16 protein-coding genes and 1 tRNA gene are annotated in these 20264 nt (G+C 69.8%); 6 read left to right on the top strand and 11 right to left on the bottom strand.

All coding sequences use genetic code 11. From position 1 onward, the window contains the following. Nucleotides 1-7: 7 nt before the first annotated feature. From mfd to PQV94_RS10480, 3 genes are all read right to left on the bottom strand, one after another. Nucleotides 8-3592, bottom strand: a complete 3585-nt coding sequence (gene mfd / locus PQV94_RS10470) for a transcription-repair coupling factor (protein ID WP_274285781.1) — start codon at nucleotides 3590-3592, stop codon at nucleotides 8-10. A 377-nt stretch (nucleotides 3593-3969) separates the two neighbouring features. Further along, complete coding sequence (pth, locus tag PQV94_RS10475) at nucleotides 3970-4554, bottom strand: aminoacyl-tRNA hydrolase (protein ID WP_274285782.1); 585 nt, start codon at nucleotides 4552-4554, stop codon at nucleotides 3970-3972. A 129-nt stretch (nucleotides 4555-4683) separates the two neighbouring features. Then, on the bottom strand, nucleotides 4684-5310 hold the full coding sequence (locus tag PQV94_RS10480) for a 50S ribosomal protein L25/general stress protein Ctc (RefSeq protein WP_274285783.1): 627 nt from the start codon (nucleotides 5308-5310) through the stop codon (nucleotides 4684-4686). Nucleotides 5311-5526: 216 nt separating this feature from the next. Between PQV94_RS10480 and PQV94_RS10485 the strand changes: the two genes are divergently transcribed. The 3 genes from PQV94_RS10485 to PQV94_RS10495 all read left to right on the top strand — a co-directional run bounded on the left by PQV94_RS10485 (nucleotide 5527) and on the right by PQV94_RS10495 (nucleotide 7632). Further along, on the top strand, nucleotides 5527-5649 hold the full coding sequence (locus PQV94_RS10485) for a hypothetical protein (RefSeq protein ID WP_274285784.1): 123 nt from the start codon (nucleotides 5527-5529) through the stop codon (nucleotides 5647-5649). 95 nt (nucleotides 5650-5744) lie between these two features. After that, complete coding sequence (gndA, locus tag PQV94_RS10490; protein WP_274285785.1) at nucleotides 5745-7193, top strand: NADP-dependent phosphogluconate dehydrogenase; 1449 nt, start codon at nucleotides 5745-5747, stop codon at nucleotides 7191-7193. A 7-nt stretch (nucleotides 7194-7200) separates the two neighbouring features. Continuing rightward, complete coding sequence (locus PQV94_RS10495; RefSeq protein WP_274285786.1) at nucleotides 7201-7632, top strand: VanZ family protein; 432 nt, start codon at nucleotides 7201-7203, stop codon at nucleotides 7630-7632. A 23-nt stretch (nucleotides 7633-7655) separates the two neighbouring features. On the opposite strand, the gene PQV94_RS10500 is transcribed toward PQV94_RS10495, so the two are convergent. Both PQV94_RS10500 and PQV94_RS10505 read right to left on the bottom strand, forming a co-directional pair. Beyond that, entirely contained in the window at nucleotides 7656-8372 is a 717-nt protein-coding gene (locus tag PQV94_RS10500) for an ABC transporter ATP-binding protein (protein WP_274285787.1), read from the bottom strand. Between the two features lie 31 nt (nucleotides 8373-8403). Further along, nucleotides 8404-9861 carry an ABC transporter permease gene (locus tag PQV94_RS10505; RefSeq protein ID WP_274285788.1) on the bottom strand — a complete coding sequence of 486 codons (1458 nt, stop codon included), beginning with the start codon at nucleotides 9859-9861 and terminating at the stop codon, nucleotides 8404-8406. Nucleotides 9862-10056: 195 nt separating this feature from the next. Here PQV94_RS10505 and PQV94_RS10510 point away from each other — a divergent pair, with 195 nt between their 5' ends. From PQV94_RS10510 to pgi, 3 genes are read left to right on the top strand one after another with little or no spacing between them, the layout of a single operon-like run. Then, nucleotides 10057-10791, top strand: coding sequence for a response regulator transcription factor (locus PQV94_RS10510; RefSeq protein ID WP_274285789.1), 735 nt, complete (start codon nucleotides 10057-10059; stop codon nucleotides 10789-10791). A gap of 50 nt (nucleotides 10792-10841) precedes the next feature. Beyond that, nucleotides 10842-12263 carry a sensor histidine kinase gene (locus PQV94_RS10515; protein ID WP_274285790.1) on the top strand — a complete coding sequence of 474 codons (1422 nt, stop codon included), beginning with the start codon at nucleotides 10842-10844 and terminating at the stop codon, nucleotides 12261-12263. Nucleotides 12264-12272: 9 nt separating this feature from the next. Then, complete coding sequence (gene pgi, locus PQV94_RS10520) at nucleotides 12273-13955, top strand: glucose-6-phosphate isomerase (protein WP_274285791.1); 1683 nt, start codon at nucleotides 12273-12275, stop codon at nucleotides 13953-13955. Between the two features lie 571 nt (nucleotides 13956-14526). On the opposite strand, the gene PQV94_RS10525 is transcribed toward pgi, so the two are convergent. The 6 genes from PQV94_RS10525 to PQV94_RS10550 form a co-directional block, all read right to left on the bottom strand. Further along, nucleotides 14527-16095: an FAD-dependent oxidoreductase gene (locus PQV94_RS10525; RefSeq protein WP_274285792.1), complete on the bottom strand. Its 1569-nt coding sequence runs from the start codon at nucleotides 16093-16095 to the stop codon at nucleotides 14527-14529. Next, a complete protein-coding gene (locus PQV94_RS10530) occupies nucleotides 16092-16946 on the bottom strand; it encodes an FAD:protein FMN transferase (protein ID WP_274285793.1) in 855 nt (284 codons plus the stop codon). The genes PQV94_RS10525 and PQV94_RS10530 overlap by 4 nt, the downstream gene beginning before the upstream one ends. Continuing rightward, nucleotides 16946-17443 (bottom strand): FMN-binding protein, encoded by a 498-nt coding sequence (locus PQV94_RS10535; RefSeq protein WP_274285794.1) that lies wholly within the window; start codon nucleotides 17441-17443, stop codon nucleotides 16946-16948. Before PQV94_RS10535 ends, PQV94_RS10530 begins: the two co-directional genes overlap by 1 nt. Nucleotides 17444-17606: 163 nt before the next feature. After that, complete coding sequence (locus PQV94_RS10540; RefSeq protein WP_274285795.1) at nucleotides 17607-18641, bottom strand: ribose-phosphate diphosphokinase; 1035 nt, start codon at nucleotides 18639-18641, stop codon at nucleotides 17607-17609. Beyond that, nucleotides 18625-20085 carry a bifunctional UDP-N-acetylglucosamine diphosphorylase/glucosamine-1-phosphate N-acetyltransferase GlmU gene (glmU, locus tag PQV94_RS10545; protein ID WP_274285796.1) on the bottom strand — a complete coding sequence of 487 codons (1461 nt, stop codon included), beginning with the start codon at nucleotides 20083-20085 and terminating at the stop codon, nucleotides 18625-18627. Before glmU ends, PQV94_RS10540 begins: the two co-directional genes overlap by 17 nt. Nucleotide 20086: 1 nt before the next feature. Next, nucleotides 20087-20158: transfer RNA gene (locus PQV94_RS10550), tRNA-Gln, on the bottom strand. Between the last annotated feature and the right edge of the window lie 106 nt (nucleotides 20159-20264).

Raw genomic sequence — 20264 nt, forward strand, 5'->3', positions numbered from 1 at the left:
GGGTACCTCAGGCAGCGGGGGCCGGCTCGGGAACGGGGAACAGCGCGTCCAGCAGCTGACTCGTCCAGGCGATGAGCTCGGCATCGCCCAGCGGCTCGCCACCGGCGGTCGGCAGCGGCACGACGAGCGCCTCGCCCGAGGCGACGAGCTTCGCCTTGGGGTACAGCCGCTGCATCCGCACACGCAGCGAATCGGGCAGATGCGCGGGCGCGACGCGCAGGTTCGGTCCCATCGCGACGACGTCGGCGAGCGACGAACGCGCCGCACGACGGCGCAGGCGCGCGACGGCGACGAGACCCTCGACCTCGGCGGGCGGCTGTCCGTACCGGTCGGTGAGCTCTTCGATCACGAGGTCGATCGCGTCGTCCTTCGCGGTCGCGGATGCCGCCGCCGACAGCTTCTGGTATGCCTCCAGGCGCAGGCGCTCGCTGTCGATGTAGTCCTCGGGGATGCGGGCCTGCACGGGCAGCTCGAGCCGGAGCTCGGTCTGCCCCTCGGTCTCCTCACCGCGGAAGGTGGCCACGGCCTCACCGATCATGCGCAGGTACAGGTCGAACCCGACGCCCGCGATGTGCCCCGCCTGCTCGGCGCCGAGCAGGTTGCCCGCGCCGCGCAGCTCGAGGTCTTTCAGCGCAACCTGCATACCCGAGCCGAGGTCGTTGTTGACCGAGATCGTCTCGAGACGGTCGGCCGCGGTCTCGCTCAGCGGCTTCGTCTCGTCGTACAGGAAGTACGCGTAGGCGCGCTCGCGCCCACGACCGACACGGCCGCGCAGCTGGTGCAGCTGGCTGAGGCCGTACTTGTCGGCACGGTCGATGATGATCGTGTTCGCGTTGGAGATGTCGAGGCCGGTCTCGACGATCGTGGTCGAGACGAGCACGTCGGCACGGCGCTCCCAGAAGTCGTCGACGACCTGCTCGAGCTGGTGCTCACCCATCTGCCCGTGCGCGACGGCGATGCGCGCCTCCGGCACGAGCTCGGCGAGATCCGCGGCGACACGCTGGATCGACGAGACCCGGTTGTGCACGAAGAACACCTGTCCCTCGCGCAGCAGCTCGCGTCGGATCGCCGCCGCGATCTGCTTGTCGTTGCGCGGCCCGACGTAGGACAGGATCGGATGCCGGTCCTCGGGCGGGGTGGCAAGGGTCGACATCTCTCGGATGCCGGTGACCGCCATCTCGAGCGTGCGCGGGATGGGCGTGGCGCTCATCGCGAGGATGTCGACGTTCGTCTTGAGCTTCTTCAGGGCATCCTTGTGCTCGACGCCGAAACGCTGCTCCTCATCGATGATCATCAGGCCGAGATCTTTGAAGATCACCTTCTCGGTGAGGATACGGTGCGTGCCGATGACCATGTCGACGGTGCCGTCGGCGAGGCCGGCGACCACATCCTTCGCCTCCTTGTCGGTCTGGAAGCGCGAGAGCGCGCGCACCTTGACGGGGAAACCGGCGAAGCGCTCGGAGAACGTCTCGAGGTGCTGCTTGACGAGCAGGGTGGTCGGCACGAGCATCGCGACCTGCTTGCCGTCCTGGATCGCCTTGAAGGCGGCACGGACCGCGACCTCCGTCTTACCGAAGCCCACATCGCCCGACAGCAACCGGTCCATCGGGATCGGCCGCTCCATGTCGGCCTTGATCTCATCGATCGTCTGCAGCTGGTCGGGGGTCTCGGCGAACGGGAACGCCTCCTCCAGCTCGCGCTGCCAGGGCGTGTCGGGCCCGAAGGCGTGACCCTTGGCCGCCATCCGCGCCGAGTAGAGCTTCACGAGCTCGACCGCGATGTCGCGCACGGCGCGGCGGGCCTTGCTCTTGGCGGCGGCCCAGTCGCTGCCGCCCATCTTCGACAGGGCGGGCGCCTCGCCGCCGACGTAGCGCGACAGCAGATCGAGCTGGTCGGTGGGCACGTACAGCTTGTCGCCCGGGTGGCCGCGCTTGGAGGCGGCGTACTCGAGCACGAGGTATTCGCGCTTGCTCTTGACCGCGTTGCGGCCGCCGCTCGAGACCTCGCGCTGCACGAGCTCGACGAACTTGCCGATGCCGTGCGTGGAGTGCACGACGAAGTCGCCGGGCTTGAGCTGCAGCGGGTCGACGACGTTACGTCGGCGCGAGGCGAGCTTCTTGACGGCGCGGGTGTCGCTGCCGATCGTGCGGCCGTAGAACTCCGACTCGGTCAGCACGGCGAGGCGCGCATCCGCGACCTGGAAGCCGCGCTCGAGCGTGCTCACGACGACCGTGGCGAGTCCCGGCTCGGGCGGCTCGCTCAGCGACTCCACGCGGCGTGCGGCGATCCCCCGCTCGGCGAGCACGTCACGGGCACGGTCGGCGAGCCCCGCGCCGGACGCGGTGACGACGACGGCCCACTGCTCGGTGAGCAGCTGGGCGACATGATCGATCGCGCCCTCGACGCTGCCAGCGAACGACGGAACGGATGCGGCGGCGATCCGCGTGACGCCGGCGTCGTCCGAGAGACCCTCGGCGGCCGCATCCGCTGCTCCTGAGTCGAACGAGGACAGCTCCCACCACACGTCGGTGCGCGCGCGGGCGGCCTCGTGCAGTTCTGGCAGCGACAGGAAGTCGCCGGAGCCGAGGTCGACCGGGGTGTCGGCGCCGGCGACAGCGGCGCTCCACGCCGCATCCAGGAACTCCTGGTTGGTCTCGGCGAGCGTCGTCGCGCGGGTGGCTGCGCGCACCGGGTCGACGATGGCGACGGCACTGGCGCGCGGCAGGTAGTCCACGATCGTGACGAGGCCGTCGACGAGCGCGGGGATCAGTGATTCCATGCCCTCGACGGGGATACCCTCGGCCATCTTCGTGAGCATGCCGGCGAGCGAGGGGAACGCATCGGCGAGGCCGAGCGCGCGGTCGCGCACCTCGTCGGTGAGCAGCAGCTCACGGCTCGGCAGCAGGTCGATCCGGTCGATGTCGCCGGGCAACGAACGCTGGTCGGCGACCGAGAACGCGCGGATCTGGTCGACCTCGTCACCGAAGAACTCCACGCGATACGGGTGGTCGGCTGCGGGAGGGAAGACGTCGAGGATGCCGCCGCGCACCGCGAACTCGCCGCGCCGCGAGACCATGTCGACGCGGTGGTACGCGAACTCCACGAGACGCACGACGATGGCTGCGAGGTCATGCCCGCGGCCGCCGACGCTCAGGCGGATCGTGCCCGCATCCCCGAGTCCGGGAACGATCGGCTGGATCGCGCCGCGCACGGATGCGGTGACGACCAGCGGCGCGGTGCCCTCCCACTCGGCGATGCGCTGCAGCACAGCGAGGCGCCGGCCGACGGTCTCGGCGCTCGGGCTGAGGCGCTCGTGGGGCAGAGTCTCCCACGCCGGGAAGTGGCGCACCTCGGCGCCCGGAAGCAGCGCCTCCAGCGCGGGACCCAGCGCCTCGGCGCGACGGCCGGTGGGCGCGACGGCCAGCAGTACGGCGGGCTTGCCCGCCTCGCGGCGCCGCTCGAGCAGGGCCGCCAGCAGCGGGGCGTCGAGGCCGTCGACGAGGGAGAAGTCCCCGTCGACGGAGGCCGCGCCGGCTGCGTCTCGGAACGTTTCTGAGCGCGCGAGGGCGCGGACGATCCCGGGAACTGTCACCACAAGAGTCTACGGCGCCCCACCGACACCCGCCCCGCGGCGGCTCTCCGCCGGGCCCGGCGCGGTGCTTCCGGGCGCGGCGTGGACCCACCCCACGTTCAAGGGACCCGAAACGCGACCGATCGGGCCCAAAGGGCGCAACACGCGTCCCTCGAACACGACGGGCCACGTTCAAGGGACCCGAAACGCGACCGATCCGGCCCAAAGGGCGCAGCACGCGTCCCTCGAACACGACGTGCCACGTTCAAGGGACCCGAAACGCGACCGATCGGCCCAAACGCCGCAACGCGCGTCCCTCGAACACGACGGGGCGCATCCGGATCCGGATCACCGAGAGTGCGAGGAGGCCGGGATGCGGGGAGGCCCCGCGCGGAGAGTCAGGCGCGCGGGGCGTGCCAGCGCTGCTGGGCGGCGACGAGGCCCTCGTCGACGAGGAGCTCGACCGCATCCGCCGCATCCGAGACGAGGATGGGGAGGGTCTTGCGCTCGGCCTGACCGAAGGCGTCGAGCACCCAGTCAGCCGGGTCCTGGCGACCGGGAGGGCGCCCGATGCCCACGCGCACGCGCGGGAACTCCGGTGTGCCGAGCGCCTTGGCGACGTCGCGGACGCCGTTGTGGCCGCCGTGGCCGCCGCCGGTCTTGAGTTTGAGCGTGTCGAAGGGGATGTCGAGCTCGTCGTGCACGACGACGACGCGGTCGGCGGGGATGTCGAAGAACTTCGCCAGGTTTGCGACCGGCCCGCCGGACACGTTCATGAACGTGTTGGGCTTCGCGAGCACGAGCTTCGGTCCGCCGGGACGCAGCCATCCCTCGGCGATGCGCGCACCCGCCTTGTGCACTTTGAAACCCTCGTTGCGGCGGCCGGCGAGTTCGTCGATGACCATCTGGCCCACGTTGTGGCGCGTCGCCTCATAGCGCAGTCCCGGATTCCCGAGTCCCACGATCAGCCAGGTGTCGGCCATGTCATCCCTTCCGGAGGCGGCGCGAATGCGACGTTGTGACGGACGTAAAACAGGAGAAATCCCGAACGCAGGATGATTCTTGCGAATCGATCCTGTCGTCGGGATTTCTCCTGTGCGAGTGGGGCGGAATTACTCCGCGGCCTCCGAGGACTCCTCGGACTGCTCTGCAGCGACCTCGGCGTCGGCCTCGGCGATCTCGTCCTCCGCGGCGAGGGTCGCAGCGGGCACCGAGATGGCGACGACGAGCGTCTCGGGCTCGGTCACCAGCGTCGCGCCCTTGGGGAGCTTCAGGTCGGCGGCCGTGATGTGCGTGCCGTCCTCGAGGCCCTCGACGTCGACCTCCACGTGCTGCGGGATGTTGGTGGCCAGCACCTCGAGCGACACGGTCGTCGCGTCCAGGTTCGCGATGGTGCCCGAGAAGGGCTCGCCCACGACGACGACGGGCACGTCGACGGCGACCTTCTCGCCCTTCTTCACGACCAGCAGGTCGATGTGCTCGATGATCTGGCGCACCGGGTCCTTCTGGACGTCCTTGACGAGGGCCAGGTGGTCCTTGCCGTCGGCGGTGAGCTCGAGCAGCGCATTCGCGCGACGGATCAGCAGGGCAACCTGGTGACCCGGCAGGGCGAGGTGCACGGGCTCGGTGCCGTGGCCGTAGAGGACGGCGGGGATCTGACCGGCGGCGCGCAGGCGACGGGCGAAGCCCTTGCCGAACTGCGTGCGCACCTCAGCGGTGACCTTGTTGTCTTCCGACATGATGATTCTCCTTGCGGGCCCACGGGCCCCGGGTTTGGGGATGGGTTCGACTCGAACGCGAGCGCGTGAGGAAGCCGTAGGCCTGCACACCCTCGTCGATTACGGATGCGGATGCCGCATCCCTCGCCGAAGTTCGCGTCAACTCTACCAGTGCCGCCCGGTACCATGGAAAAGATGCGCCCCGCCGGCGCGAGCCCCGACCGAAAGGACTCCCCCGTGGACGCTCAGCTCGCCTCCGACCTCCTGCTCGGTGTGATCGGTCTGCTCTCGCTCGGATCCCTCATCGGCGTCGTCGGCGCCTTCTGGTCCATGGGACGGGCGAACTACCGCAAGTCCTGACGCCGTCGCGACGCACGGCGTCGCACGGAATCCTCACGGCGCGTGGGAACACTACGATTGGCGTGTTCCCACCCTTCGTTCGAGGAGTATTTTTCGTGACCGAGGCATCAGCCAACATCGGAGTCGTCGGACTCGCCGTCATGGGGTCCAACCTGGCCCGCAACCTCGCCTCGCGCGAGGGCAACACGGTGGCCGTGTTCAACCGCAGCTATGACAAGACCGAGCACCTCGTCACGGAGCACCCCGAGGCGGGCTTCGTCCCCGCCTCGACGTACGCCGAGTTCGCCGCGTCGCTGCAGAAGCCGCGCACCGCGATCATCATGGTCAAGGCCGGCGGCCCCACGGATGCGGTCATCAACGACCTGGTGCAGGTGTTCGAGCCGGGCGACATCATCGTCGACGGCGGCAACGCTCTGTTCACCGACACGATCCGCCGCGAGAAGGCCGTGCGTGAGACCGGCATCAACTTCGTCGGCGCCGGCATCTCCGGCGGCGAGGAGGGTGCGCTGAACGGCCCCTCGATCATGCCGGGCGGCTCGGACGAGTCCTGGGTGACTCTCGGCCCGATCCTCAAGAGCATCGCGGCCGTCGCCGAGGGCGAGCCCTGCGTCACGCACGTCGGTCACGACGGCGCGGGCCACTTCGTCAAGATGATCCACAACGGCATCGAGTACGTCGACATGCAGCTCATCGGCGAGGCGTACGACCTCATCCGTCGCGGCACCGGCAAGACGCCCGCCGAGATCTCCGAGATCTTCGCCGAGTGGAACCGGGGCGAGCTCGAGTCGTACCTCATCGAGATCACCGCCGAGGTGCTCAAGCAGGTCGACGCCGCCACCGGCAAGCCGCTGGTCGACGTCATCGTCGACCAGGCCGGCGCCAAGGGGACGGGCGCCTGGACCGTGCAGACCGCGCTGGATCTCGGCATCCCCGTCTCGGGTATCGCCGAGGCCGTCTTCGCGCGCTCCCTCTCCTCGAAGCCGGCCCAGCGCGCCGAGGCGACATCGCTGCCTGGCCCCTCCTCGACGGGCACGGTCGCCGACCCCGAGGCGTTCATCGAGGACGTCCGCCAGGCGCTGTACGCGTCGAAGATCATCGCCTACTCGCAGGGCTTCGACGCCATCGTCGCGGGTGCCGAGCAGTACGGCTGGGACATCAAGAAGGGCGACATCGCCAAGATCTGGCGCGGCGGCTGCATCATCCGCGCCCAGTTCCTCAACCGCATCACCGAGGCCTACGCCGAGAACCCGTCGCTGCAGGCGCTCGTGCTCGCGCCATACTTCCGCGACGCCGTCGCGAAGGCTCAGGATGCGTGGCGCCGCGTCGTCATCGGCGCTGTCGAGACGGGCGTTCCGACTCCCGCGTTCTCGTCGTCGCTCGCCTATTACGACGGCCTGCGCGCCGACCGCCTGCCGGCCGCCCTCATCCAGGGCCAGCGCGACTTCTTCGGCGCGCACACCTACAAGCGCGTCGACAAGGAGGGCACCTTCCACACGCTGTGGTCGGGCGACCGCTCCGAGGTCGAAGCCGTCGACACGCACTGATCCCGCAATGACGGACGCCGCCGTGCGCGGCCGCCGGAGGACGCTCCTCCTGGCGGTCGCGACGGCGGCGTATCTCGTGGTGCTGGCACGCCTCACACTCGTGCCCGACGACGCAGCCGGTACCGGCGGCATCCTGAGATCGTGGGCCGAGGCCTTCGCCGCGATGCCGCTCACACGGTGGATCACGTTCGATCTGCTGGAGTTCACCGCCAACGTCGCGCTGTTCGTGCCCGCCGGGCTCCTCGGCGGCCTGTGGCTCGGCCGCCGCTGGTGGCTCGCCATCCCGATCGGCCTCGCGATCAGCGCCGCGATCGAGACGACGCAGCATCTGGCCATCGCGGGCCGCGTCGCCGATGTGCGCGACCTCGTCTCGAACACCGCCGGCGCGGCGCTCGGCGCGCTGGCGATCGCGGCGATAGGCCGCATCCGTCGCCGCTGACGAACGGATGCGGCGCGCCGGGCTCACCGGGTGATGTCGCGCACCGTGCCCTTCTCGAGCCGCAGGCGCCGCGATGCGCGCCGGGCCACGGCCGAGTCGTGCGTCACCACGATAAGGGTCAGTCCCTCACGGTTGAGCTCCTCCAGCACGTCGAGGATCTCGTCGCGCATGTGCTCGTCGAGATTTCCCGTCGGCTCGTCCGCCAGCAGCACGCGGGGCTTCTTCGCGATGGCTCTGGCGATCGCCACGCGCTGCTGCTGACCGCCCGACAGCTCGCCGGGACGGTGGTCGGCCCGCTCGTCGAGGCCGACACGCTCAAGGGCCTCGCGGACCCGGTCGGCCCGCTCGGAATGCGGCAACCCCAGAGGCTCGAGCCCCACGTCGACGTTCTCGGCGGCCGTCAGGGTGGGGATGAGGTTGAACCCCTGGAACACGAAGCCGATCTCGTGCGCACGCACCTCGCTGAGCTTTCGGCTGGTCGCGCGGGCGATGTCGGTCTCGCCCAGCATCACCTGCCCGTGGGTGGGCTGATCCAGGGCCCCGAGCAGCTGCAGGAACGTGGACTTGCCGCCTCCCGTGGGTCCCTGGATCGTGACGAACTCCCCGGGGGCGATGTCGATGTCGACGCCGGAGAGCGCCGTCACGACTCTCCCCTTCTGCCGGTAGGTCTTGCCGACACCGCGCACACGGTAAGCGAACTCCGTCGCCGCGCCGGCGTCGACGCTGTCGTTGATGATCATGTCTGTTCTCCTCGTTTCGTTCGGGTGCGGATCAGGCGACGGCACGTAGGGCCTCTGCCGGGCTGAGTCGCGCTGCGCGCCATCCACCGAAGGCCCCCGCGACCAGCCCCGCCGCGACCGACAGGGCGACGGCCACCAGCACGATGCCGATCGAGACGGGGGCGTTGAGCACCACATCGGATGCGGCGGCCGCCAACTGCGGCATCCCGACTGCTCCCCCCATCCCGCCCGGCCCCGTCATCCCACCCGGGCCCGTCGCCTGTTCGGTGCTCGCGGAGATCGTGGGAGAGATCAGGTTGATGATGCCGACCGCACCGAGCCCCAGAACCACGCCCGCGACTCCGCCGATGAGCCCCTGGACGACGGATTCGCCAGCGACCTGACCGACGACCCGACGGTTGGACCATCCGATCGCCTTGAGCGTTCCGAACTCGCGGGTGCGGCGGGAGACGCCGGAGATCGTGAAGAGCACGGCGAGTGCCACGGCGACGACCAGCAGCAGCACCGACAGCCAGGTGCCGAGACTCGTGATCAGAGCCGCGGCGCTCGCGAGCGAGCCCGAGACGGTCGAGGCCAGATCCGACTGCGAGCTCACGGTCGCATCGGGGAAGGCCTCCGAGATCGCGGTCTGGACCGAGCCGATGGCGTCGGCGGAGCTCGCCTGCACGTACACGGTCGAGACGACATCGCCCACTCCCGCGAGCGTCTGGGCGACATCGAGCGGGATGTACACGTTCGCAGCCGTGTCAGCATCGTTCGTCGCGGAGGCGACGATGCCCACGATCTGCATCTGGGTGCCGCCCACATCGATCGTGCCGCCGACGGCGAGCGACTTCGATGCCGCGTAGGTGGCGTCGAGCACGGCGACGTTCTGACCCGCATCCGCGCCGTCCAGCATCCGTCCCTCGGAGACCGTCACGGCGGAAAGCGGTCCGACGGATGCGTCGGCGCCGACGCCGAGCACGGAGAACGAGTCGAGGTCGAAGGATCCGCCGCCGAAGCCCCCACCCCCGCCCGGCGGGCCGGTCTGACCCTCGGTCGCGGTGCCGTCGTCAGTGGACGGCCGCTCGGGGAGCTCCCCCGTGAAGGTCGAGTTGGTGAGCGCGAGCGCACCGGATGCGGCGGAGACGTTCTCCAGGTTCGCGATGGTGTCGACGGTCGACGCCGCCAGAGTGCCGCGCATCAGGTCGGTCGTCAGCCGGGACTGGCTGAGCGAGGTGGTGCCGTCGTCGTCGGTCGAGCCACCGTCCTGACCGAACTCGAAACGGGGTCTTTCTCCTTGGCCCGGCTCGGTCTCGGCTCCGGCCACGGTCAGGTCGGTGCCGACGCCGTAGACGGACTCGAGGGCCCGGGTCTGTGCATCGCGGACGCCGGATGACAGCGCCGTCACCACAATGACGAGAGCGATGGCGATGGCGAGCCCCGCCGCCACGATGATGGTCTGCTTCTTGCGGCCGGACAGCTCCCGCCGCAGATATGTCGCGTACATGTTCTCCTCCTGGCCCATCGGGTGTAAGGCCGTGCCGAGACGCTAGAGACGCTCACGATGCGAGACGCATGGCGCGTTGATGAGGCGACTATGCGACCATGTCTGTCATCCGGTACCCGATCCGGCTGCGCGACTCACAGCGGGCTCATAACCCGCTCCATAGGAACGGCATAGAAACGACCTCAGAATCGAGGCATGACTTCGATGGCACCCTCTCCCGCTCTGCAGCGCGCCGATGGCTCCGCTCCCCGCATCCTCGTCGTCGACGACGAGCAGATGCTCACCGATCTGCTGTCGATGGCGCTGCGCATGGAGGGCTGGGATGTGCGCGCCGCGGCCAGTGGATTCCAGGCGCTGCAGGCCGCGCGCGACTTCGAACCCGACGCCATGGTGCTCGACATCATGATGCCGGACCTCGACGGCATGGCAGTGCTCCAGCGCCTGCGCCAGTCGGGCAACGACGTGCCGGTGCTGTTCCTGACCGCGAAGGACGGCGTGGCCGACCGGGTCGCGGGGCTCACGGCCGGCGGCGACGACTACGTCACGAAGCCCTTCAGCCTCGAAGAGGTCGTCGCGCGGCTGCGCGGGCTCATGCGCCGCGCGGGTACCGCCCAGGCCGGCGACTCCGAGCCCATCCTGCGCGTCGGCGACCTCAGCCTCAACGAGGACAGCCACGAAGTCGAGCGTCAGGGTGTCGAGATCGAGCTGACGGCGACCGAGTTCGAGCTGCTGCGCTACCTCATGCGCAACCAGCGCCGCGTGGTGTCGAAGGCGCAGATCCTGGACCGCGTCTGGAACTACGACTTCGGCGGACGCTCGAGCGTCGTCGAGCTGTACATCTCCTACCTGCGCAAGAAGATCGACGCCGGGCGGGAGCCGCTGATCCACACCGTGCGCGGTGTGGGCTACATGATCAAAGCCCCGCAGTGACACGCGTCCACCGAAGGGTGGCGCGGCGACTCACGCTCCAGGCCCGGCTCATGGTCGCCGTCATCGGCATGGTCGCCATCATCCTGGGCGCCGTCGGATTGGCCACGGGCACGATCCTCACCTCGATCATGCGGGAGAGCCTGGACACGCAGGTCACGGAGGCGTCGCAGCTGTACGGCAATCCGACCGACAGTGCTGCGGACATCCTCAAGAACGGCCGCCAGGAGGTCGGCACGCTCCTCGTGCTGCGCGGACAGTACGGTCCCACCACCGGCGCGTACGTCGCCGATGACAACAACATCGTCGAACTCTCGTCGTCGCAGATCGAGAGCATCACGGGCCGTCCCGACCACGACACCGGCCGCGTCGACGTCTCGATCGACGGCCTGGGCGACTATCGCGCCATCCTGACCGGCAGCACCTCGGGCGCTTTCCTGCTGGTCGGGCTGCCCACCTCCGAGGTCACCGAGACGCTCGGCCAGATCGTCACCACCGTCGCGCTCGTGACCGTCGGCGGTCTGCTGCTGCTCGGTGTCGTGCTCGCCGTGATCATCCGCCGCAGCCTCCGGCCGCTCAGCGCCGTGGCGAGCACCGCCGAGCGGGTCGCCGCCCAGCCCCTGTCGGAGGGCGCCGTGCGCATCAGCGAGCGCGTTCCCGCATCCGAGGCCGACGACGCGACGGAGATCGGACGCGTCGGCGTCGCGCTGAACACCCTCCTCGATCACGTCGAGACCTCGCTCGAGGCACGTCAGCGCAACGAGGAGCGGATGCGGCGCTTCGTCGCCGATGCGAGCCACGAGCTGCGCACCCCTCTCGCCTCCATCCGCGGCTACTCCGAGCTGTCGCTGCGCGATCGTACGCTGAGCGAGACCACGGAGTCCTCGCTGCAGCGCATCCAGGCCCAATCGCTGCGGATGACCGAGCTCGTCGAAGACCTCCTGCTGCTCGCCCGCCTCGAGGAAGGGCACGAGCTCGTCTACGGATCGGTCGATCTCTCGCGGCTTGCTGTCGAGTCCCTCGGCGACGCGCAGGCGGCGGGCCAGGATCACCATTGGGAACTCGAACTCGACGAGGAGCCGGTCATCGTTGCGGGCGACACGGGCCGACTCACCCAGGTCGTGGCGAACCTGCTGGCGAACGCTCGCACGCACACCCCCGCCGGCACGACCGTGACGCTCAGCGTCACGCGCGAGGGTTCGGACGCGGTGCTCCGTGTGCACGACGACGGCCCGGGCATCGACCCGCAGGTGCGCGACGAGCTCTTCGAGCGCTTCGCACGCGGCGACAGCTCACGCGCTCGCAAGACCGGCGGCACCGGCCTCGGCCTGTCCATCGCACGGGCGATCACCAACGCTCACGGCGGCGAGCTGACGGTCGATTCCGTCCCCGGCGACACCACGTTCACCGTGCGTATGCCAGGCAAACCCATTGATCCGGGATCGACCGCATCCGAGGCCGATCCGAGCCGCTAGCGTGGTGGGGTGACCACTCCGATCGATGCCACCACCACCTCCGCCTGGGCGGATCTCACCGCCCTTCGTGACGGGTTCTCCCCCGACCTGCGCGGCTGGTTCGCCGCTGAGGACGACCGCGCTCAGCGCCTGAGCCTGCCGCTGGCAGACCTGCACGTCGACCTGTCGAAGAACCTCGTCACCGACGAGATCCTCACCCGGCTCGTGGAGCTCGCGCGCCAGACCGGCGTCGAGGAGCGCTTCGCCGAGATGCTGGCCGGTGTGCACATCAACACGAGCGAAGACCGCGCCGTGCTGCACACCGCCCTCCGCCGCCCCGCGGGCGCCCAGCCCGCGCTCGTCGTCGACGGCCAGCACGTCGACGAGGACGTGCAGTCGGTGCTCGAGCTCGTCGCAGCCTTCGCCGACCGGGTGCGGTCGGGCGAGTGGCAGGGTGTCACCGGCAAGAAGGTCACGCATGTCGTGAACATCGGTATCGGCGGCTCCGACCTCGGCCCGGTCATGGTCTACGAAGCTCTGAAGCCCTACGCGGACGCCGGCATCCAGGCGCGATTCGTGTCGAACATCGACCCGACCGACCTCGCCCAGAAGACGGCCGACCTCGACCCCGAGACGACCCTGTTCATCGTCGCGTCCAAGACGTTCACCACGCTGGAGACGCTGACCAACGCCCGCCTCGCGCGCGACTGGCTGTGGGCGGGGCTCACCGCATCCGGCGCCATCGCCGACGAGGACGACGCCCGCACGGATGCGGTCGCGCACCACTTCGTCGCGGTGTCGACGGCGCTCGACAAGGTCGCCGCCTTCGGCATCGACCCGACGAACGCGTTCGGATTCTGGGACTGGGTGGGCGGGCGCTACTCCGTCGACTCGGCGATCGGCCTGTCGCTCGCGATCACCCTCGGCCCGGACGTGTTCCGTGAGCTGCTCGCCGGCTTCCACGCGGTCGACGAGCACGTGCGCACCACGCCGCTCGAGCGCAACGTGCCCGTCCTCATGGGCCTGCTGAACGTCTGGTACAACAACTTCCTCGGCGCGCAGTCGCACGCGGTCCTCCCCTACGCGCAGCAGCTGAGCCGCTTCCCGGCGTACCTGCAGCAGCTCACGATGGAGTCCAACGGCAAATCGGTGCGCTGGGACGGCTCCCCCGTCACGACCGATACCGGCGAGATCTTCTGGGGCGAGCCGGGCACGAATGGACAGCACGCGTTCTACCAGCTGATCCACCAGGGCACGCGCCTGATCCCGGCCGACTTCATCGCATTCGTGAACCCCGCCTATCCGCTCCGCGACGGAGACCGCGACGTGCACGGACTGTTCCTGGCGAACTTCCTCGCCCAGACCAAGGCGCTCGCGTTCGGCAAGACCGCCGCGGAGGTCGAGGCCGAGGGCACCACCGGTGCGCTCGTGGCCGCACGCACGTTCGCGGGCAACCGCCCGACGACGTCGATCTTCGCCCCCGCCCTCACCCCGGCGGTGCTCGGCCAGCTCATCGCACTGTACGAGCACATCACCTTCACGCAGGGCGCGATCTGGGGCATCAACTCGTTCGACCAGTGGGGTGTGGAACTCGGCAAGCAGCTCGCCCTGCAGATCGCACCCGCGATCGAGGGCGATGCGGATGCGACGGCGGCACAGGATTCGTCGACGCGCGCGCTGCTCGACTACTACCGGACCCACCGCACGGTCTGACACCCTCGGGCCCTCCGGCGCCGCATCCGTCTTCCGGGTGCGGCGCCGCGGCGTTGTGGGCGAGTGCGGCGCCGCGGCGTTGTGGGCGAGTGCGGCGCCGCGGCGTTGTGGCCCGGCTCCATCGCCCGAGTTGCGTCGCACTTGCGCAGATGCGCCACTTTTACGCAGATGCGCCTGCTGATCGCAGGCGCATCTGCGCAAAAGTGTGGCGGTTCCGCATCCGTTCGCGCTGGCGGCGAGTAGCCGCGAAGGAAACGGATGCGGCTTGCGCGCCCGCATCCGCCATCCGCCGCTCGCCGCTTGCCGCTTGCCGCTTGCCGCTACAGAAATGCGCACCTGCACCAAGTAATCACTGGCGCAGGTGCGCAGAACTGTGGCATTTGCGCAACTGCGACGCAACTCGGGCACCCGGATGCCGGAACCGACCTTTACGCCGGACCTGCCCCGAGACCCAGGACCCGTGCCCCCAGGACCCGCGCCCCCAGGCCCCCGAGCCCCGAATCCCCCGGGGCCGGCCCCGTGCCCCCAGGTCAAGGCCCCCGGGCCCAGACCCCACGCGCGGGACGCGGGGTCAGTAGCCGCTGAAGGCGTCTGTCGTGATGCCGCGGGCCTTCTCGAGCGCCGGCGCGAGGTCGGCGATCAGCCGCGGCGGGCCCGACACGTACGCGTGACGCTGGCCGATGTCGGGAACGACACGGGCGAGGTGCCCGGCATCGATGCGATCCGGACCTGCCCACGTCCAGTTCGCGGGCAGAGTCCCCGGGTCGTCGGGAGTGAACACGACCACCGGAACCCCGGATGCGGCGAGGTCGTCGCGGAACACGAGCTGACCGGCATCCGACGCCACGAACACGAGCACGATGTCGCGCCGGACCCCGCTGGCCGCGAGATGACGCAGTTGCGACACGAAGGGCGTCACGCCGATACCTGCGGCTACGAGCAGCACGGGCCGCGAGGTGTCCTTGGGTAGAACGAAGTCGCCCCAGATGCCCGTGACGGCCAGCTTCTTGCCCGGCTGCACCTCGCCGAGCGCCTTCTTGTACGAGCTCTGCGGCCCCACGCCGTCGCGATAGGCGACACGCACCGTCGGCAGGTCCTCCGGTGCGGAGACGATGCTGAACTCGCGTCGGGTTCCGCGCGCGTCGGCGCGACGGTGGGGCACATCGAGCTCGAGATACTGGCCCGCCCGGAAGGCGAGACCGCGCTCGGCGCGGAACACCAGCTCCCGAACCGTCGGGCTCGGCGAGTGCCGCTCCACGAGCGTCAGCCGCACGGCCTGACGCAGGCAGAGCAGGAACGCGATCAGGTTGCCGATGAGCAGCGCCCGCTCCTGGCCCAGCGTCATGTAACCGACCGGGATGGGCCAGCCCGCCAGCACCCCCACGACGGCAGCCACCGTGTACTGCTGCCAGCGCCGCGGCGGCAGCGTCAACGGCTCGGAGAGCATGAAGGCGCCGAGGAACAGGAACGGGGATGCGGTCAGCACCTGCCCGATCACGGTGCCCGCATCGATCGCGAGACCGGACTGCTGATACTGGACGAAGACACGGATCAGGTTGACGGCGACGGCGACCACGAAGAAGAGCCCGACGACGCGGATCTTCTCGGTGCGCCAGAGCACGATGAGCCCGAGCAGCAGCACCGGACCGAACAGCACGGGGGTTCCCACCCACCAGGCCGAACCGCCGATGCCCGAATCCAGCGGCAGCAGCGCGGAGACGATCGTGACGACCGTCGCCCCCACGGCCGCCGGGTTGAAGATATGGCGGCCGCGCCACGCGAGCAGGTACTTGGATACGGATGCGGCCAGCGCCGCGATCGCGATGCCCACCAGTCCCATGGGCTCGACGGTCGGGCGCAGCACGAACAGCAGGATCACGGAGGTGATGAGCGTGGACTCGGTGCGCAGGGGCAGCCGCAGCAGTCGCTGCGCCGTGGTGTCGGCGAGGACGCCGACCACGACCAGCACGAGGGCGGTGGCCAGCAGCTCCCACGGCGTGGGGACGACGAGGCCCGCGAACGAGAGGACGAAGGCGATGGCGGCGAGCACGCCCAGCGCGAGCTGAACGAGCCGGTACATCGACAGGCGCCCGAAGAGGGCGGTGACCCGATTCGCGCCGGCGGTGAAGGAGGCGATCACAGGAACAACTCGGCTTTCTGGTCAACGGACCATTCGACGGTGCCGTCGGTGGTCATCCTCACCCACGACACGCCCCAGTCGGCGGCCAATTCGGGGCCGCCGTCGAAGAAGAGTGCGGTCGCCGCCGCGTCGGCGTGCATCGCATCGGATGCCAGCGCCCACGTGGCGGCGATCGTGCGCACCGGAACGCCGGTGCGGGCATCGAGCACGTGGTGGAGGCCCTCGCCCCACGCGCGGCGGTTCGTCGCGGACGCGCACAGCGCCGCATCCTCGACCTCGAAGACACCGATCGCCCGGGAGGGGTCGAAAGGATGCTCGAGACCGACGCGCACGGGACCGCCGCGAACCGCCATGTCTCCGCTCGCGTCGACCACGAAGTCGCCGGCGACGGATCCCGCGAGGATCTTGGCGACGAGGTCGACGAGGCGGCCCTTGCCGAGGGCACCCACATCCAGCAGCGCCGGTCGGGCGAGCCGCAGCGTCTGGGCGTCCCACTCAAGCACCTGCTGCCACGACGGGGCAGGAGAAGGCCCGCGGTCGACGAACGAGTAGGCGGCGTCGTATCCGCGACGAGCGAGACTCTCGCCCACCAAGGGGTTCACCGCTCCCGCCGTCGCCGCATCGAGCTCGAGGTAGGCGTCGAGCATCGCGACCGCATCCGCCGGCGCGGCCGCCTCGCCGCCGTGGGCGGCGAGGCGGCTCACGAGGGAGTCCGGGCGGAACCGCGACCACTCCTCATCGAAGCCGTCGATCACGGCGCCGATGAGCGTGCGGGTCTGGTCGGTGATGGGCTCAGCGGTCTCGATCTCCCATCGGGTTCCGATCGCGTCGAACCGCCACAGCTCGGACATCAGCTCTTGGCTTCGGTCTTGATCTCCTCGATGGCCTGGTTGAAGCCGCCGCTCGTGAGCGACGACCCGGCCACCCGGCTGACCTTGATGTCGTCGATCTTCTTGCCGACGACCTCGTCCGAGATGCCGCCGATGAACTGGCCCTGGTACTGCTGCGACTCGCGCGCCTGCGGGTCGCCGGTCACGTCGACGGCGGTGATGGTGTCATCCGCGAGCGTCACCTTGACGGTGATCTTCTCGACCGTCTCGGGCGTCTGGTAGGAGCCCTCGGCGGTGTAGGTGCCGTCCTTGTACGTGCCCGAGCTGGAGCTGGAGCTGGAATCCGACCCCGACGAGCCCGTGCTCATCGGGGTGCTCGAGGTCGCGGGAGCATCGCTCGAGCCGGTGTCGGTGGTTGCGGCCTGCGAGGAGCAGCCCGCAAGGGCGAAGGCTCCGGCGACGCCGATGACGGCGGCGGCAGTGCGGACGGGGCGGGGTACGGCGTTCGTGCGGATCATTTTCGGTCCTCCTGGATGCGGTGCCTCGACAGACGAGCCCGGTGTACACCGTGCCCGTCCCTCGCGCTGTCGTAGCCGTCCGCTGTATGCGGCGGCATGGACCATCCTGCGCAGAGGACTTTTGTGACCGCTATGAATCCCGAGGAATGTGGATAAGAATCTGTCAGGCAGCGCCGTCGAACATGCTCGTGACCGACCCGTCCTCGAAGACCTCGCGGATCGCGCGGCCCAGGAGCGGCGCGATCGGCAGCACGGTCAGCGCCGGGAAGCGCTTCTCTTCGGGAAGCGGGATCGTGTCGGTGACCACGACCTCGTCGATCGACGCATCCTGCAAGCGCTCGGTCGCCGGGTCGCTGAAGACAGCGTGCGTGGCCGCCACGATGACGCGTTCGGCACCGCTCGCCTTGAGCGCCTGTGCGGCCTTGACGATCGTGCCGCCGGTGTCGATCATGTCGTCCACCAGCAGGCACACGCGCCCGGCGACCGAACCGACGATCTCGTTGACCGTCACCTGGTTGGCGACGTTGGGGTCCCGACGCTTGTGGATGATCGCCAGCGGCGCGCCGAGGCTGTCCGACCATGTGTCGGCCACCCGCACCCGGCCGGTGTCCGGCGAGACGACCGTCAGCTTCGCGCGGTCCTCGGGGGTCAGGGTGCGCTCGAAGTACTCGAGCAGCACGGGCTTCGCGAACAGGTGGTCGACGGGGCCGTCGAAGAAGCCCTGGATCTGCGCAGCGTGCAGGTCGACGCTCATGACGCGGTCGGCGCCCGCGGTCTTCAGCAGGTCGGCGACCAGGCGCGCGCTGATCGGCTCGCGACCGCGGCCCTTCTTGTCCTGGCGGGAGTAGGGGAAGTACGGCGCGACGACGGTGATGCGCTTGGCGGATGCGCGCTTGGCAGCATCCAGCATGATGAGCGTCTCCATGAGCCACTCGTTCACCGGCGGGCCGAAGCTCTGCAGCAGGAAGAAGTCGCAGCCGCGGATCGAGACCTCGAAGCGGGTCAGGATCTCACCCGACGCGAACGTGCGGTACTCGGTGGGTACGAGCTGCGTGCCCAGCTGGGTGGCGACTTCCGTCGCCAGCTCGGGGTGCGAACGCCCCGAAGCCACGACGAGACGCTTCTTGGTCTTGGCGACCAGTCCCGGAGCGATTCCGCGCTCGCGATCCAGATCGACCGTCTTATCTTTGCGTGCCATCGCCAGCTTCCTGTGCGGTCCGTGCGCGCTTCGCCGCATCAGCTGCGGCCGTGCCCGGCCTGTTGTTCTCGACCCATCCCTCGACGTTGCGCTGAGGGGCGACGCTGAGAGCCAGGGCACCGGCCGGAACATCCTTGCGGATGACAGCTCCGGCACCGGTTTTCGCGCCGTCTCCGATCTTAACCGGCGCCACGAACACATTGTGCGAGCCGCTGTGCACCTCGTCACCGATCTCGGTGCGGTGCTTGGCGATGTCGTCGTAGTTCGCGGTGATCGCGCCGGCGCCGAGGTTGACGCCGCGGCCGATCGTCGTGTCGCCGATGTAGGAGAGGTGGGGCACCTTGCTGCCCTCGCCGATCTGCGAGTTCTTCGTCTCGACGAAGGTGCCGATCTTGCCGTCGGCGGCGAGCGTCGTGCCGGGGCGGAGGTAGGCGAACGGTCCGACGCTCGCGCGCGGGCCGATGACGGCGAGGGTCGCATCCGTGCGGCGGACGACCGCATCCTCCCCGACCTCGCAGTCGGTGAGGCTCGTGTCGGGACCGATCGTCGCGCCCGCGGCGACCGACGTCGCCCCCAGCAGATACGTGCCCGGCAGCACCGTCACATCCTCGGCGAGGGTCGCGTCGACGTCGATCCACGTCGTCGCGGGATCCAGGATGCTGGCGCCCGCCATCTGCCAGCGGCGCACGGTGCGGGCGTTGAGGATGCGGGCGGCCTCGGCGAGCTGCACCCGGTCGTTGACGCCGAGGGCGGCGGCCGGGTCGGGCGACTGTCCGACGGCGATGCGCTCCCCGGCGCGGCGGGCCAGCGCCACCACGTCCGTGAGGTACTTCTCCCCCTGGGCGTTGGCCTGGCCGACCTCGGGGAGGTGCCGGCGCAGCGCCTCGGCGCGGAAGACGTACACGCCCGCGTTGATCTCGGCGACCTCGGCCTCGTGGTCGGTGGCGTCCTTCTGCTCGACGATGCGCTCGACGTCGCCGGAGGCATCGCGCAGCACCCGGCCGTAGCCGGTGGGGTCGCTGAGGACCGCGCTGAGCAGTGTCACGGCCGCCTCGCGCGCCCGGTGGGTCTCGACCAGGGCCTGCAGCGTCTCGGCCTCGAGCAGCGGCACATCGCCGCTGAGCACGAGCACGTCTCCCTCGAAGGTGTCGAGGCCGGCGAGTCCGAGCTCCACGGCGCGGCCGGTGCCGGGGATCTCGTCCTGATCCACGACCACCGCGTCGGGAGCGAGGGCGGCGACAGCCTCGGCGACGAGCGCCCGCTCGTGGCGCACCACGACCGCCACACGAGCGGGCTCGAGCACGCGGGCCGTGCGCAGCACGTGACCCACGAGGGGTTGTCCGGCGAGCGGGTGCAGCACCTTGGGGAGGCGGGAGCGCATGCGCGTTCCCTGACCGGCGGCGAGGACGATGACGGCGAGCGGTGCCTTGAGCGATTCCGACATGCTCCGCCGCCAGGACTCGAACCTAGACCTCACAGCTCCAAAGGCTGTCGTGCTGCCATTACACCACGGCGGACCGCCCGCGCTCAGGCGGGCTCCCCCAGTCTGCCACCTGCGGCCACACCCTCCCGCATCCGCTCTGTGCGTCGCCCCGCGCCCGGCCCGCCGCATCCGCTCGCGCT

Source organism: Microbacterium sp. Clip185 (assembly GCF_028743715.1).
Taxonomy (GTDB): domain Bacteria; phylum Actinomycetota; class Actinomycetes; order Actinomycetales; family Microbacteriaceae; genus Microbacterium.

Bases quoted from the DNA above. Each gene is read 5' to 3' on its own strand.
- PQV94_RS10495 (WP_274285786.1), top strand. From the start codon at position 7,201: ATGACGGACGCCGCCGTGCGCGGCCGCCGGAGGACGCTCCTCCTGGCG.
- PQV94_RS10510 (WP_274285789.1), top strand. From the start codon at position 10,057: ATGACTTCGATGGCACCCTCTCCCGCTCTGCAGCGCGCCGATGGCTCC.
- glmU (WP_274285796.1), bottom strand. From the start codon at position 20,085: ATGTCGGAATCGCTCAAGGCACCGCTCGCCGTCATCGTCCTCGCCGCC.
- PQV94_RS10515 (WP_274285790.1), top strand. From the start codon at position 10,842: ATGGTCGCCGTCATCGGCATGGTCGCCATCATCCTGGGCGCCGTCGGA.
- PQV94_RS10535 (WP_274285794.1), bottom strand. From the start codon at position 17,443: ATGATCCGCACGAACGCCGTACCCCGCCCCGTCCGCACTGCCGCCGCC.
- PQV94_RS10505 (WP_274285788.1), bottom strand. From the start codon at position 9,861: ATGTACGCGACATATCTGCGGCGGGAGCTGTCCGGCCGCAAGAAGCAG.
- PQV94_RS10540 (WP_274285795.1), bottom strand. From the start codon at position 18,641: ATGGCACGCAAAGATAAGACGGTCGATCTGGATCGCGAGCGCGGAATC.
- PQV94_RS10500 (WP_274285787.1), bottom strand. From the start codon at position 8,372: ATGATCATCAACGACAGCGTCGACGCCGGCGCGGCGACGGAGTTCGCT.
- PQV94_RS10480 (WP_274285783.1), bottom strand. From the start codon at position 5,310: ATGTCGGAAGACAACAAGGTCACCGCTGAGGTGCGCACGCAGTTCGGC.
- pth (WP_274285782.1), bottom strand. From the start codon at position 4,554: ATGGCCGACACCTGGCTGATCGTGGGACTCGGGAATCCGGGACTGCGC.
- PQV94_RS10530 (WP_274285793.1), bottom strand. From the start codon at position 16,946: ATGTCCGAGCTGTGGCGGTTCGACGCGATCGGAACCCGATGGGAGATC.